The sequence below is a fragment of the Pseudomonas sp. MWU13-2105 genome, assembly GCF_023242315.1.
Classification (GTDB): domain Bacteria; phylum Pseudomonadota; class Gammaproteobacteria; order Pseudomonadales; family Pseudomonadaceae; genus Aquipseudomonas.
In genome coordinates this window covers 136,648-149,861 of the sequence record NZ_JALLIY010000001.1, presented here as the reverse complement: position 1 = coordinate 149,861, position 13,214 = coordinate 136,648, and the positions used below count along the sequence as shown (strand labels likewise).

Below are 13,214 nucleotides of genomic sequence, written 5' to 3'. Positions count from 1 at the left end.
GTGAGCAAGACGACCTGATGCGACGCGGTATCGGCATGACCTCCCAGCGCACCCGCGAACGGCTGATTCAGCGGCTCTATGAGGAAGGGGTGAGCAACGCCCAGGTGCTGGAGGTGATCCGTCGTACCCCACGTCATCTGTTTGTCGACGAGGCGCTGGCCCATCGTGCCTACGAGGATACGGCGCTGCCGATCGGTCACAACCAGACCATTTCCCAGCCCTATATGGTGGCACGCATGAGCGAGCTGCTGCTGGAGGCCGGGCCGCTGGACAAGGTGATGGAGATCGGGACCGGCTCCGGCTACCAGACGGCGGTGCTCTCGCAGTTGGTGGAGCGGGTGTTTTCGGTGGAGCGGATCAAGGTCCTGCAGGACCGCGCCAAGGAGCGTCTGGTCGAGCTCAACCTGCGTAACGTGGTGTTCCGCTGGGGCGACGGCTGGGAAGGCTGGCCGGCGCTGGCGCCGTACAACGGCATTATCGTCACCGCCGTGGCCACGGATGTACCGCAGGCGCTGCTGGACCAGTTGGCCCCGGGCGGGCGCCTGGTGATTCCGGTGGGTGCCGGTGAAGTCCAGCAACTGATGCTGATCGTGCGCGAAGAGCAGGGTTTTTCCCGTCATGTATTAGGCGCGGTACGTTTCGTCCCGCTGCTTAACGGACCGTTGGCCTGAACATTTGTTGAACGGCAATGAATTCTGTTTAAGGTCGCAGGTCTTAGAGCGGGACCTGGTACGGCCCCCATGTTTAAAATGTGTCGGGTTTTGCGACATGGCTTTGTTGTCAGTGAAATTCCAACAGCCAGTTATACTTACGCCACATTATCGCCTGTACAGGCACTCTTATTTCAGCCACCACAAAGGGAGCGGCGGGTGAGTCTCACAGTCATTCGGCAGCGTATGGGTAAAGCAAGCGTTCAGCGCCTGATGATCGGCCTTGCCCTCAGTGCTTTACTGGCTGGTTGCTCCAGTGCTCCAAAAGGCGGCGTGCGCGTCGTCGATCGTAACGGCAACGCCAGCACCGCGAGTGCGGCGCCACAGAAGCCAATGACCACCACCGGCCAGCATGTGGTCGCCCGTGGCGATACCCTGTTTTCGATCGCCTTTCGCTATGGCTGGGACTGGAAAGCCCTGGCCGCGCGCAACAATATTCCCGAGCCCTACACCATTCATGTAGGTCAGGCGATTCGTTTCGACAGCCGTTCAAATTCAACACCGAGTGCCGTCGCCTCGACGTCGTCGACAGCGTCGACGACGACCTCGCCTTCGGGCAAGTTCACCATCGTCCGGCGACCGGCCAACTCGACGTCTGCCAGCACCACGGCCTCGCAACCCGCGGCCCAGACACCTGCGCCGGCCGCGCCGCCGCCGCCGGCCGGTCCCGCGCCGAAGGGTTGGGCGTGGCCTTCAAATGGAATTTTGATTGGAAAATTCTCTTCAAACGGTAGTTTGAATAAAGGTATTGATATCGCCGGGGATTTGGGACAGCCTGTTTTAGCCGCGTCTGATGGGTCAGTTGTTTACGCCGGGAGTGGTTTGCGGGGCTACGGCGAACTGGTCATCATCAAACACAGCGATACCTACGTCAGTGCTTACGGTCACAACCGTAGGCTGTTGGTTCGGGAGGGGCAGCAGGTCAAGGTCGGACAGACAATTGCCGAAATGGGGTCAACTGGTACAGACCGGGTGAAACTGCATTTTGAGATTCGCCGCCAGGGGAAACCCGTAGACCCACTGCAATTCCTGCCGCGTCGTTGATCCGTTTTCCAGCCTGTTCTCCTGATGTAGCGGGAACAGGTTCCAGCGTTGCCAAGGATAAAGGCGCCGCTTGAGCTTGAGGTCGAACTCACCAAAGGACTATAACAATGGCTCTCAGTAAAGAAGCGCCGGGGTTTGACATCGATGATGAGGTGCTCCTTATGGACTCCGACATCGTCATGGATATGATGCCGGAGGACGACAGTTCTCCACCCCCAGTTCGTGCCAAGGCCAAAAGTGCTGCTTCGCTCAAGCAGCATAAGTATATTGACTACACGCGGGCGCTGGATGCGACCCAGTTGTATCTCAATGAAATCGGTTTTTCCCCCTTGTTGTCCCCGGAAGAGGAAGTTCATTTTGCGCGCTTGTCGCAAAGTGGCGATCCCGCGGGCCGCAAGCGCATGATCGAAAGCAACCTGCGGCTGGTGGTGAAAATCGCCCGACGCTACGTCAACCGCGGTCTTTCCCTGCTGGACCTGATCGAAGAGGGCAACCTCGGCTTGATCCGGGCCGTCGAGAAATTCGACCCGGAACGTGGCTTTCGCTTCTCAACCTATGCCACCTGGTGGATCCGCCAGACGATTGAACGGGCGATCATGAATCAGACCCGGACCATTCGCCTGCCGATTCACGTGGTCAAGGAATTGAACGTCTATCTGCGCGCGGCACGGGAGCTGACGCAGAAGCTCGATCATGAGCCTTCCCCGGAAGAAATCGCCAACCTGCTGGAGAAACCTGTGGGTGAGGTCAAGCGGATGCTTGGCCTGAATGAGCGGGTGTCTTCGGTGGACGTGTCGCTGGGACCGGACTCGGACAAGACGCTGCTCGATACCCTGACCGACGATCGGCCTACCGATCCCTGCGAACTGCTCCAGGACGACGACCTGTCCCAGAGCATCGACCAGTGGTTATCGGAATTGACCGACAAGCAGCGAGAGGTGGTCGTACGGCGCTTCGGCCTGCGCGGGCATGAGAGCAGTACCCTGGAGGATGTCGGCCTGGAGATCGGCCTGACCCGCGAGCGTGTCCGCCAGATCCAGGTCGAGGGGCTCAAGCGCTTGCGCGAGATCCTTGAAAAGAACGGCCTGTCCAGCGAAGCGCTGTTCCAGTAGCACGGCCCCGCATCTGGCCAATGAAAATCCCCGATCAGATCGGGGATTTTTGTATTCGGGCCTCAGGCCCCGTGGCACTTCTTGAATTTCTTGTTGCTGCCGCACGGGCACGGATCGTTGCGACCTACGTCCTTCAGTGCGTTGCGTACCGGCTCCTGGTGAGCGTGACCACAGTTCGGGCCGTGGACATGGCCATGCTCGTGATCATGTTGCTCGTGCTCATGCTCGTGGTTGCAATCAGGGCCATGCACGTGGGGTTGCTGGGTCATGCTGGTGTCACTCCGGAATAATTTCGGCGGGAATTATCTCGCCTTTACGCTCCAGGTGCACGTCATGGCTGAGGAATAGTCCGGTTTCCAGTTCGCCCTCCAGTCGGTAGGGGATCGGATCATGGGGATGTTTCAGGCGTTTGTTCAGGTCGCGCAGGTGTTCCCAGAGGTTGGTCCTGACCAGAATCACCAGCGCCGCGTGGCTGTTGGGCTCCACGGTAAACCAGCCATTGGACGACTCGCCTTCGCTCAGCAGCCAGTCGTCGAGGTAGAGACGATAATGCAGGCTGCGCACGGTCAGGCTGTCGTCGTTGGGGTTGTCGACGCGAAAATGCAGGCGGAAACTCTGTTGCACCAGTCGGGCCTTGACCAGTTCGACGCGCACCAGGCGCACCTCGGGCTCGCGGGCCCCGCCATCGAACCAGGACGCGCAGCCGGAAAGCGTCAACAGCATAAGCAGGCCGAGCGTGCCAAGTGTCCGTGAGTGCATGAGGTTCCTCCCGCCGAGGCCCCAGCATAGCAAGCCTGTGACAGAAAAAGGCCATGGTTGTGGCGGTAAATCCACTGGGTGATACTGCCCATCATTCGCGCAATGGATCAGGCAGGCGCACAGGAGTGTGATCATGACGCTTTACGAGATTGTCTTCAGTGGCGAGTCGCTGCCCGGCACCTCGCCCGATCAGGTCAGGAGCAACCTGGCCCGGCTGTTCCAGGCCGATGCCCAGCGTATCGAGCTGCTGTTTTCCGGACGGCGCCTGGTGCTCAAGAGCAATCTCGATGCCGATGCCGCGGAAAAATATCGGGCCACCATCGAGCGTGCCGGGGCGCTGGTCGCGGTGGTCGAGATGCTCGTCGAGGAGATCGAGATGACGGCGCCGGCCCCAGAGTCAGGCCGTGCCCAGGTGGCACCACGGGATGCCTATATGGCGGCGTTCAGTGGGGTCGATGCACCGGACTTCGGGATTGCCGAGGTCGGCAGCGATATGCAGGACCCCAAGCCCGAGCCGGTCGCGCGGGCCCTGGATCTGTCGGCGTTCAGCGTTGCGCCGGTGGGGGCCGACATGGGCCAGCTGCCGGTCGCAACCGTCGCCACGGTGCCGGATATCTCACACCTGAGCCTCAGCTGAGCAGGTAGCCGGCACAGCACTTCTTGTATTTCTGCCCGCTGCCGCAGGGGCAGGCGTCATTGCGCCCGGCCTTGAGGGGCACGGTGGGGTCGATGAAATACCAGCGTCCGTCGGTTTGCACGAAGGACGACTTTTCCCGGTGGCTGTGTTCGCCGTTGCTATCGTGCCAGCGCGCGGTAAAGGTCACGAAGGCATGCTCGGGCTGGCCGCCGAAGATCTCCGAATTTTCCACCTCCAAGCCCAGCCAGGTGCTTTGCGCGCTCCACTCGCCGATGGCCTGGCGGTCGAGGCCGGGTTGTTGAATGGGCAGCGTGGTGTCCACCAGGTAGTCGACCAGTCCCAATACATAGGCGCAGTAGCGCGAGCGCATCAGCGCTTCGGCACAGGGGGCGGGATGGCCCGAGTGATAGTGGCCGCAGCAGGCCTCCAGCAGGTTGCCGCTACCACAGGGACAGATGGATGTGCTCACGGGAATCACCACCAGTACTTGCCGAAATTTTCCGGATTGGCCCAGAACTTGGCATTCAGCCAGTCCGGCACCTGTTTGTATTCCTTCAGATCATAGGTGAACAATGTCAGGACCTGCTCGTCGCGGGCAAAACGCTCGCTGCTTTGCAGGGCCAGGGCGAAGAAGTCACTGTCCTGCCAGCCGCTGGCGGTCATGTCCACCAGTACCGCGATGCGGCTGGCATTGAGGTTGCGAATGCCGCCGAGCAATTGCCGGCCGTCACGCTTGGGCAGGTGCTCGAGGCAGTCGACCACCAGCGCCAGGTCGAAACGCCGGGCGGCCAGTGCGGCGGGCAGGGCACCCGGCTCGGCGAAGGCCACCTGGGTCTCGGGATGGGCGGCCTGGAACGCCTCGAGTGCCGGAAAGCTGCCAGCCCCCACCAGCAGCAGGTTTTGCGGGGCATAACGGTCCAGCAGTGCTGCCAATGCCTGTTGGGGGGTGCGGGCGGAAAGGCTTTCTAGCATCGGGATTCCTCGGTCGGAGCGGCAAACACGGGCGAATTTTCAATGGCCACTGGCAAACTGCCCTGACTCGCCTTACTGTGCGCCAAAGAATAACTCATCAGGGGGGCGTATGAAGGTGCTTTGGGGGCTGGGGAAGGTGTTGACACTGATGTTCTGGCTGGTGGTGCTGGTCAATCTGGTGCTGCCGCTGATCAGCCCGTTCCGGGTCCTGGTGGATCTGGCGGGGAGCATGCTGTTGTTGACCCACTTGCTGGAAGTACTGCTGTTCAACGGCAGCCTGCGGGGCCGTGCCCATCCCTGGCGCGACCGCGCGCAGATCCTGCTGTTCGGCATGTTCCACCTGCAAATCCTGCCTTTGCCCACCCGTGAGGAGCGCCAACATGCGTAGCCTGTGTCTGCTGGCTGCCTTGTGCAGCCCCCTGGCGTTCGCCCAGGTCGTGAGCGTCGAAACCAATTCCATGCTGCGCCTGCCGGCCAACACCTCGGTGTTGCAACTGGAGCGCCTGGACGTAGCCGACTTCGGCACCTTGCTGGTCCCCGCCAGTGTCACGCAACTGAATATCGGTGAGTTGCACCTGGGCAAGGCGGCACGTATTGCCATTGTGCCGAGCGAGCAGGGCTTTGTCCTCAAGGCCACCCGCGCCGAGTTGGGGAGCGGTAGCCAGATCAGCGCGGTTGGCGCGCCGGGCACCTACCAGAGGGCCCCTTCGCCGGGACGTAACCTGGATCTGCGCATCGATGCGCTCAGCGGTCCCTTGCTGTCGGTGGATGCCCGGGGTGGTGCCGGCGTGCCGGGGTATGTCGGGCTCGATGGGGCCAATGGCGATGAGCCGGGCTGTACCTGGGGCGCGGCCGGGCAAGGTGCGGACGGCGACAATGGCGGCGACGGCCATCCCGGCGCGCCGGGGGCGCAGGTTCGCTTGCAGTTGCCGCGGGATTATCCGGCGGCGCAGATCCAGGTGCTGGTCGACGGTGGTAACGGCGGCATTGCCGGAGCAGCGGGACGTCCGGGCGCGGGCGGTAAGTCCAAGGGCTGCTTTGTCTACGACACCGATGGCGGCAAGCCGGGCCGTCCGGGCCATGCGGGCAAGCCGGGGCCGATTGGCCCGGCGGGCAGCGTGATGGTCCAGCGTCTGTAACACGCGCTCAAAAACACCGCGGACCTGTAGGAGCAGAGCTTGCTCGCGAAGGGGGCCTCGAGTCTTGCGTCGCTCTCGCGGTCGTCATCGCCGGCAAGCCGGGTTCCCAGATTGTTCGTGGGAAGCCTTGCGCCTGCGTTCAGTCAGTTCCAGTCAAAACATCGGCCGTGCCGCCGCAATGGCCACCAGCACCAAGCCGACCAGCAGGTTGATCCCCACCAGCCGGCGAATCCGTCCCAGCGCCGCCGCACCCGCCGGCCAGTCCTGGGCCGCCACCGCCTGGCGCAACTCCGGCAATTGCAACGACTGGATACGAATAAACAGTGCAACCATCACGATGTACAGGCCCATCATGACCTGCACATAACGCGGTGCGGTCTCGAAGCCGCTGAAGCGCAGTTGGATCAGGCCCACGCCGCTGATCGGCAGAAGCACCACCGCGACCCAGACCCAGACGAAGAAGCGCTGGAATACCTGGACCCACAGCTTCAGCCGGGCCGGTCCCTCCAGCGCGGCCATGGCCGCCGGGCGCAGGATCATCCAGGCGAAGAACATACCGCCAACCCAGACCAGGGCCGCCAGGACATGCAGGGTGTAGACAAGGGCAAAAACGGTCATTCGGGTACTCCGTGCGGCGCGCGAGGGTTTAGCGGGGTATGATAGCCGTCCATTCGAACCACTGAAAATTTATCCAGCGTTTCTTGCGCCTGAAGACTCATGATCAGCACCGAACTCAAAACCACGATCCAGGGCGCCTACTCGCGTTTTCTCGAAGCCAAGAGCCTCAAGCCGCGTTACGGCCAGCGCCTGATGATCGCCGAAGTGGCCAAGGTCCTCGGCGATATCGACACCGATGACGAGGGCCGGCGCAGCGGCGATCCGGCCGTGGTCGCGGTGGAAGCGGGGACCGGTACCGGGAAGACCGTGGCCTACAGCCTGGCGGCGATTCCCACCGCCAAGGCCGCCGGCAAGCGCCTGGTGATCGCCACCGCCACCGTCGCGCTGCAGGAGCAGATCGTCTACAAGGACCTGCCCGACCTGATGCGCAACAGCGGCTTGAACTTCAGCTTCGCCCTGGCCAAGGGCCGCGGGCGCTACATGTGCCTGTCCAAGCTCGACATGCTGTTGCAGGAAGGTCACGCGCAGACCGCCACCGCGCAGTTGTTCGAAGAGGAAGGCTTCCGCATCGAGGTCGACGAGGCCAGCCAGAAACTGTTCACCAGCATGATCGAGAAGCTCGCCGGGAATAAATGGGACGGCGACCGCGACAGCTGGCCCGCGGCCCTGGAAGATGCCGATTGGGCGCGCCTGACCACCGATCACAGCCAGTGCACCAACCGCCATTGCCCGAACTTCGGCCAGTGCGCCTTCTACAAGGCCCGCGAAGGCATGGGCAAGGTCGATGTGATCGTCACCAACCATGACATGGTCCTCGCCGACCTGGCCCTGGGCGGTGGCGCAGTGCTCCCCGACCCGCGCGACACCCTCTATGTGTTCGACGAAGGACACCACCTGCCGGACAAGGCCATCGGCCACTTCGCCCACTACACGCGCTTGCGCTCCACCGCCGACTGGCTGGAGCAGACCGCCAAGAACCTGACCAAGCTGCTGGCCCAGCATCCGCTGCCGGGCGACCTGGGCAAGCTGATCGAACAGGTGCCGGAACTGGCGCGGGAGATCAAGACCCACCAGCAGTTCATGTTCAGCGCCTGCGAGCAGTTGGCCGACTTCAAGACCGGCGAAGACACCGAGGGTCGCGAGCGACCGCGCCATCGCTTCGTCGGCGGGGTGATTCCGGAGCATATCCGTGAGATGGGCATCGAGCTGAAAAAAGGCTTCGCCCGCCTCAACGACCTCTTCACCCGCCTGACCGAGCTGCTCAAGGAAGGCATGGATGGCGAGGTCAATATCGGTATCGCCAGCCATCAGGCCGAAGAATGGTACCCGCTGTTCGGCAGCCTGCTGTCCCGCGCCCAGGGCAACTGGGAGCTGTGGACCGCCTTTACCGCCGAAGACCCGGAAGACAACCCGCCGATGGCGCGCTGGTTGAGCCTGGCCGAGAGCGGTGCGCTGTTTGATATCGAGGTCAATGCCAGCCCGATCCTGGCCGCGGAAATGCTCCGGCGCAATCTGTGGAACGTGGCCTATGGCGCCCTGGTGACCTCGGCGACCCTGACCGCTCTCGGTACCTTCGAGCGTTTCCGCATGCGCGCCGGCCTGCCGAAGAAAGCCGTGACGGCGGTGGTGCCAAGCCCCTTCCATCATGCCGATGCCGGTGTGCTGCGGGTGCCGAACCTCAACGCCGATCCCCGCGACGCCGTGGCGCATACCGCGGCGATCATTCGCGACCTGCCGGAACTGGTGGAAGGCTCCAAGGGCACCCTGGTGCTGTTTTCCTCGCGCAAGCAGATGCAGGACGTGTTCGACGGCCTGGATCGCGACTGGCGCAAGCAGGTGTTTATCCAGGGCAACCTGTCGAAGCAGGAGACCCTCAACAAGCACAAGGCCCGGGTCGACGGCGGGGACTCCAGCGTGCTGTTCGGCCTGGCGAGCTTCGCCGAAGGGGTGGACTTGCCCGGCGCCTACTGTGAGCACGTGGTGATCGCCAAGATTCCCTTCTCGGTCCCGGACGACCCGGTCGAGGCGGCGCTGGCCGAATGGATCGAAGCCCGGGGTGGCAATCCGTTCATGGAGATCTCCGTGCCGGATGCTTCCCTCAAGCTGGTCCAGGCCTGCGGTCGCCTGCTGCGCACCGAAGAGGACCGGGGCATCATCACCTTGCTCGACCGGCGTTTGGTCACCCAGCGCTACGGTAAAGCCATCCTCAATGCCTTGCCGCCGTTCCGGCGAGAAATTTCTTGATGTGATGTAGGTTAAATTACCAACTTTGTTGTCTACGGATGGCGCCGCTTGGCGCCACGCTGGCCTCCGACTGGCCGTAAGGGAGAGTTTGATTCATATGATTGGCCGTACGCTGCCCGCCGTTTTCGCCTTGTTGTTCGCCGCGCCGCTGTGGGCTGCGCCTGCCGGGCAACAGACGCTGTTCAACTTCGTTCGTCCCGCCGATGTGGTGCAGGTGGCAACCGTGGATGCCAGCTTGCCGCAATACAATGCGGAACAGACGGCCGAAGGCGAAGTGCTGCGGCGAGTCACCTTCAACCCGGCCGTCCAGCCGAGCCTGCGCCTGACGCCACAGACCGGAGCCTGGGACTGGTCGCAGGCGGGGGCCATGAGCCTGCGGATCCAGAGTGCCATGGATTGGGCATTGACCCTCAATGTGACGATCCAGAGCAGCGACGGCAAGACCCTCACCAGTCGCGTCGACTTGCCGGCCGGCCCGGCGCAGACCTTGCTGGTGCCGCTGCAGGCCAGCTCACCGTTGAGCCAGGGCATGCGTGCCGGTCCGCCGATGCCGATGACCGTTGATGGCCAGCGGGTGTTGCTGGCCAGCAGCCAGGGTGAACTGAATCGCCAGCAGGTGGTGTCGGTGACCTTGTCGATGGACGCACCCAAAGTGGCCCAGAACATCCTCCTGGAACGTTTCGGCGTGCAGAGCGGTGATGATGTGGTCAAGGCTGTCTATAGCTCGCTGGTGGACGGCTACGGCCAGTCCACCCGGGCCAAATGGCCGGAAAAAATCAGCAGCGACGATCAGCTCAAGGCCGCCGCGAGCAAGGAAAGCCAGCAACTCAAGACCTGGCTGGCCGAGCGCGAACGCAGTGCCCGGGACAGGTTCGGCGGTTCGCTCAAGGGGCCGCTATTTGACGCCACGGGTTTCTTCCGCACCGAAAAACACGACGGTCGCTGGTACCTGGTGACGCCGGAGGGGCATCCGTTCTACTCCCTGGGCGTGAATACCGTCAGCGCCCGCGACCAGCAGACCTATGTCGACGGTCGTGAAGGCATGTTCAGCGACCTGCCCAAGGACGGCGAACCCCTGGCCGCCTACTACGGCAAGGCCGACAACAGCATCAGCACCGGGGCCTCCCAGGGCCGGGTCTTCAAGTCCGGGCGCTGGTTCGATTTCTATGGTGCCAACCTGGAGCGCACCTATGGTTCGTCGTGTGCGCCCGCCGAGCCGGCGGCGCCCAAGGTGCCCTGCGCCCCGGGCCTGGATGCCCAGCGCTGGCAGAAACACACCCTGGACCGCCTGCAGGCCTGGGGTTTCAACACCATCGGCAACTGGAGCGATCCGGCCCTGGGCCTGAATGACCGTGTGCCTTACACCTTGCCGCTGTCGATTGTCGGCGACTACGCCAGCATCAGCACCGGTAGCGACTGGTGGGGCGGCATGCCCGATCCGTTCGATCCGCGTTTTGCCATGGCCACCGAGCGCGCGGTGGCGATTGCCACCCGCGATCATCGCGACGACCCTTGGCTGGTGGGCTATTTCGCCGATAACGAACTGGCCTGGGCCGGTCACGGCGACGATCCGAAATCCCGCTACGCCCTGGCCTACGGCACATTGCGCATGACCACCGACGTACCGGCCAAGCGCGCCTTCCTCAAGCAGTTGCGCGACAAATACCGCAACCAGCAGGGCCTGTCCAAGGCCTGGGGCGTGGAGATTCCGACCTGGGAGCAGATGGAAGACCCGGGCTTCGAGGCCCCATTGCCGAATCCCGCGTATCCGCAAATCGAGGCGGACCTGAAATATTTCCAGAAGGTGTTTGCCGACACCTACTTCAAGACCATTTCCGACTCGCTGAAATGGCATGCGCCGAACCACCTGCTGCTGGGCGGCCGTTTTGCTGTCAGTACGCCTGAGGCCGTGGCCTCCTGCGCCCAGTACTGCGACGTGCTGAGCTTCAACTTCTATACCCTCAAGCCCCAGGACGGTTACGACTTCGACCAGTTGGAGGCGTTGAACAAGCCGGTGCTGATCACCGAATTCAACTTCGGTTCGAGGGATCGCGGCCCGTTCTGGGGCGGCGTGACGGAACTGGCCCGGGAAGAAGATCGTGGCCCGGCTTATGCCGCGTTCCTCAAGCAGGCGGTGGCCGAGCCCTCGATTGTCGGCGTGCACTGGTTCCAGTACCTCGATCAGCCGGTGACGGGGCGCCTGCTGGACGGCGAAAACGGGCATTTCGGCCTGGTGGGCATGACCGATGTACCGTTTCAAGGCTTTGTCGAGAGCGTGCGCAAGAGCAACCTGCAGGCCCTGGCGTTGCTCAACAAGGAAGCCGAGAAAGCCAAGGTGGAGGCGCAGCAGAAAGCCGCCAAGGGCATCGGCCAGGATGACGTCGGCGCCAAGGGGCGTTCGGGCAGCGCGGGCGGGGAGGGTGCCGGGCATTCCGGCGGCCACTCCGGCAATGGCCAGTGATCGGAAATTCTGAATCGACACCGTTCCTGTAGGAGTCGACTTGCTGGCGATAGCGGCCGAACAGGCGATGCAAGGCTTATGGGCCCCATCGCCAGCAAGCTGGCTCCTACAAGGTTCTGCGGTGTTTGGGTCGTGCATTCCAATTCCTACGGTGCCCCGCGTAATGTCTGGCAATTCTTGCGAGGTGTTACGAATTGTCTGATTCGACTCTGTTCCCAAACCCCGCAATCGCTGGAACAATGCAGGCCATTTTGAAAGGTGTTGCGGCGGGAGATTCACGGGTGCAGATTCAGGGTCATTTCGAACTTCAATTCGAGGCGGTGCGCGAAGCCTTCGCGGCCCTTTTCGACGATCCCCAGGAGCGCGGCGCGGCGCTCTGTGTCCAGATCGGCGGTGAAACCGTGGTCGATCTCTGGGCCGGTACCGCCGACAAGGACGGCGCGGAGGCCTGGCACAGCGACACTATCGCCAACCTGTTTTCCTGCACCAAGACCTTTACCGCCGTTACTGCGCTGCAGCTGGTGGCCGAGGGCAAGTTGCAACTGGATGTTCCGGTTGCCCGGTACTGGCCTGAGTTCGCCGCCGCCGGCAAGAGTGCTATCACCCTGCGCCAGTTGCTTTGCCATCAGGCCGGTTTGCCAGCCTTGCGCCAGTTGCTGCCCGCCGAGGCGCTGTACAACTGGCAGACCATGGTCGATGCCCTGGCGGCTGAAACACCCTGGTGGACGCCTGGCGAGGGCCATGGCTATGCAGCGATCACCTATGGCTGGCTGGTCGGCGAGTTGCTCCGGCGCACCGACGGGCGCGGGCCGGGGGAGTCCATCGTGGCGCGGATTGCCCGGCCGCTGGGGCTGGACTTCCATGTCGGCCTGGCGGACGCAGAATTCCATCGCGTCGCCCATATCGCCCGGGGCAAGGGCAATCTCGGCGATGCGGCGGCCCAGCGCCTGCTGCAAGTGACCATGCGCGAACCCGAGGCGATGAGCACCCGGGCGTTTACCAACCCGCCGTCGATCATGACCAGTACCAACAAGCCGGAGTGGCGGCGCATGCAGCAGCCGGCCGCCAACGGGCATGGCAACGCGCGCAGCCTGGCGGGGTTCTACAGTGGGCTGCTCGACGGTCGCCTGCTGGAGGCCGATATGCTGGAGGAACTGACCCGCCAGCACAGCCTGGGCATGGACAAGACCCTGCTGACCCAGACCCGTTTCGGCCTGGGCTGCATGCTCGATCAGCCGGACGTGGCCAACGCCACCTTCGGCCTCGGGGCCAAGGCCTTCGGCCATCCGGGGGCCGGCGGCTCCGTCGGCTTTGCCGACCCCGAATACGATGTCGCCTTCGGCTTCGTCACCAATACCCTCGGCCCGTATGTATTGATGGACCCGCGGGCACAGAAGCTAGTACGGATTCTTGCCGGCTGTCTGTAGAATGCGCACATAAAGTCGTAGGCCGGAACCCTGTGACTTTTTTGCTTTCTAATACACTGTTCCATAGGGCCTGACGGCCCTTGTTTCTCTA

The 13,214-nt window shown here is 63.0% G+C and carries 14 protein-coding genes; 9 read left to right on the top strand and 5 right to left on the bottom strand.

What is annotated here, in order from left to right; genetic code table 11:
• Nucleotides 1-35: 35 nt before the first annotated feature.
• From M5B96_RS00760 to rpoS, 3 genes are all read left to right on the top strand, one after another.
• Nucleotides 36-671 (top strand): protein-L-isoaspartate(D-aspartate) O-methyltransferase, encoded by a 636-nt coding sequence (locus tag M5B96_RS00760; protein WP_248794953.1) that lies wholly within the window; start codon nucleotides 36-38, stop codon nucleotides 669-671.
• A 198-nt stretch (nucleotides 672-869) separates the two neighbouring features.
• Complete coding sequence (locus tag M5B96_RS00755) at nucleotides 870-1,754, top strand: peptidoglycan DD-metalloendopeptidase family protein (protein WP_248794611.1); 885 nt, start codon at nucleotides 870-872, stop codon at nucleotides 1,752-1,754.
• Between the two features lie 107 nt (nucleotides 1,755-1,861).
• Nucleotides 1,862-2,866 (top strand): RNA polymerase sigma factor RpoS, encoded by a 1,005-nt coding sequence (gene rpoS, locus M5B96_RS00750; RefSeq protein ID WP_248794610.1) that lies wholly within the window; start codon nucleotides 1,862-1,864, stop codon nucleotides 2,864-2,866.
• A gap of 62 nt (nucleotides 2,867-2,928) precedes the next feature.
• On the opposite strand, the gene M5B96_RS00745 is transcribed toward rpoS, so the two are convergent.
• Entirely contained in the window at nucleotides 2,929-3,135 is a 207-nt protein-coding gene (locus M5B96_RS00745; RefSeq protein ID WP_248794609.1) for an SEC-C metal-binding domain-containing protein, read from the bottom strand.
• A 7-nt stretch (nucleotides 3,136-3,142) separates the two neighbouring features.
• Nucleotides 3,143-3,625, bottom strand: a complete 483-nt coding sequence (locus tag M5B96_RS00740; protein WP_248794608.1) for an LEA type 2 family protein — start codon at nucleotides 3,623-3,625, stop codon at nucleotides 3,143-3,145.
• Between the two features lie 133 nt (nucleotides 3,626-3,758).
• Between M5B96_RS00740 and M5B96_RS00735 the strand changes: the two genes are divergently transcribed.
• A complete protein-coding gene (locus M5B96_RS00735; protein WP_248794607.1) occupies nucleotides 3,759-4,262 on the top strand; it encodes a hypothetical protein in 504 nt (167 codons plus the stop codon).
• Here the strand turns inward: M5B96_RS00735 and M5B96_RS00730 are convergent.
• Both M5B96_RS00730 and M5B96_RS00725 read right to left on the bottom strand, forming a co-directional pair.
• Complete coding sequence (locus M5B96_RS00730; protein ID WP_248794606.1) at nucleotides 4,255-4,731, bottom strand: YchJ family protein; 477 nt, start codon at nucleotides 4,729-4,731, stop codon at nucleotides 4,255-4,257. The two genes, M5B96_RS00735 and M5B96_RS00730, sit on opposite strands and share 8 nt — an antisense overlap.
• A gap of 5 nt (nucleotides 4,732-4,736) precedes the next feature.
• Entirely contained in the window at nucleotides 4,737-5,234 is a 498-nt protein-coding gene (locus tag M5B96_RS00725) for a DUF6231 family protein (protein WP_248794605.1), read from the bottom strand.
• Nucleotides 5,235-5,343: 109 nt separating this feature from the next.
• On the opposite strand from M5B96_RS00725, the gene M5B96_RS00720 reads away from it, so the two are divergent.
• The gene (locus M5B96_RS00720; protein ID WP_248794604.1) at nucleotides 5,344-5,622 is read left to right on the top strand and encodes a DUF1145 domain-containing protein; all 279 of its coding nucleotides are present in this window, start codon (nucleotides 5,344-5,346) and stop codon (nucleotides 5,620-5,622) included.
• On the top strand, nucleotides 5,615-6,373 hold the full coding sequence (locus M5B96_RS00715; protein WP_248794603.1) for a collagen-like protein: 759 nt from the start codon (nucleotides 5,615-5,617) through the stop codon (nucleotides 6,371-6,373). Before M5B96_RS00720 ends, M5B96_RS00715 begins: the two co-directional genes overlap by 8 nt.
• 153 nt (nucleotides 6,374-6,526) lie before the next feature.
• Here M5B96_RS00715 and M5B96_RS00710 read toward each other — a convergent pair whose 3' ends face one another.
• A complete protein-coding gene (locus tag M5B96_RS00710) occupies nucleotides 6,527-6,991 on the bottom strand; it encodes a CopD family protein (protein WP_248794602.1) in 465 nt (154 codons plus the stop codon).
• 99 nt (nucleotides 6,992-7,090) lie between these two features.
• On the opposite strand from M5B96_RS00710, the gene dinG reads away from it, so the two are divergent.
• From dinG to M5B96_RS00695, 3 genes are all read left to right on the top strand, one after another.
• Complete coding sequence (gene dinG, locus M5B96_RS00705; protein WP_248794601.1) at nucleotides 7,091-9,235, top strand: ATP-dependent DNA helicase DinG; 2,145 nt, start codon at nucleotides 7,091-7,093, stop codon at nucleotides 9,233-9,235.
• Between the two features lie 97 nt (nucleotides 9,236-9,332).
• Nucleotides 9,333-11,696: a beta-galactosidase gene (locus M5B96_RS00700; RefSeq protein WP_248794600.1), complete on the top strand. Its 2,364-nt coding sequence runs from the start codon at nucleotides 9,333-9,335 to the stop codon at nucleotides 11,694-11,696.
• A gap of 281 nt (nucleotides 11,697-11,977) precedes the next feature.
• Nucleotides 11,978-13,123, top strand: a complete 1,146-nt coding sequence (locus M5B96_RS00695; RefSeq protein WP_248794599.1) for a serine hydrolase domain-containing protein — start codon at nucleotides 11,978-11,980, stop codon at nucleotides 13,121-13,123.
• Nucleotides 13,124-13,214: the final 91 nt, after the last annotated feature.

Bases quoted from the DNA above. Each gene is read 5' to 3' on its own strand.
- M5B96_RS00760 (WP_248794953.1), top strand. From the start codon at position 36: ATGACCTCCCAGCGCACCCGCGAACGGCTGATTCAGCGGCTCTATGAG.
- rpoS (WP_248794610.1), top strand. From the start codon at position 1,862: ATGGCTCTCAGTAAAGAAGCGCCGGGGTTTGACATCGATGATGAGGTG.
- M5B96_RS00745 (WP_248794609.1), bottom strand. From the start codon at position 3,135: ATGACCCAGCAACCCCACGTGCATGGCCCTGATTGCAACCACGAGCAT.
- M5B96_RS00740 (WP_248794608.1), bottom strand. From the start codon at position 3,625: ATGCACTCACGGACACTTGGCACGCTCGGCCTGCTTATGCTGTTGACG.
- M5B96_RS00735 (WP_248794607.1), top strand. From the start codon at position 3,759: ATGACGCTTTACGAGATTGTCTTCAGTGGCGAGTCGCTGCCCGGCACC.
- M5B96_RS00725 (WP_248794605.1), bottom strand. From the start codon at position 5,234: ATGCTAGAAAGCCTTTCCGCCCGCACCCCCCAACAGGCATTGGCAGCA.
- M5B96_RS00720 (WP_248794604.1), top strand. From the start codon at position 5,344: ATGAAGGTGCTTTGGGGGCTGGGGAAGGTGTTGACACTGATGTTCTGG.
- M5B96_RS00715 (WP_248794603.1), top strand. From the start codon at position 5,615: ATGCGTAGCCTGTGTCTGCTGGCTGCCTTGTGCAGCCCCCTGGCGTTC.
- M5B96_RS00710 (WP_248794602.1), bottom strand. From the start codon at position 6,991: ATGACCGTTTTTGCCCTTGTCTACACCCTGCATGTCCTGGCGGCCCTG.
- dinG (WP_248794601.1), top strand. From the start codon at position 7,091: ATGATCAGCACCGAACTCAAAACCACGATCCAGGGCGCCTACTCGCGT.
- M5B96_RS00700 (WP_248794600.1), top strand. From the start codon at position 9,333: ATGATTGGCCGTACGCTGCCCGCCGTTTTCGCCTTGTTGTTCGCCGCG.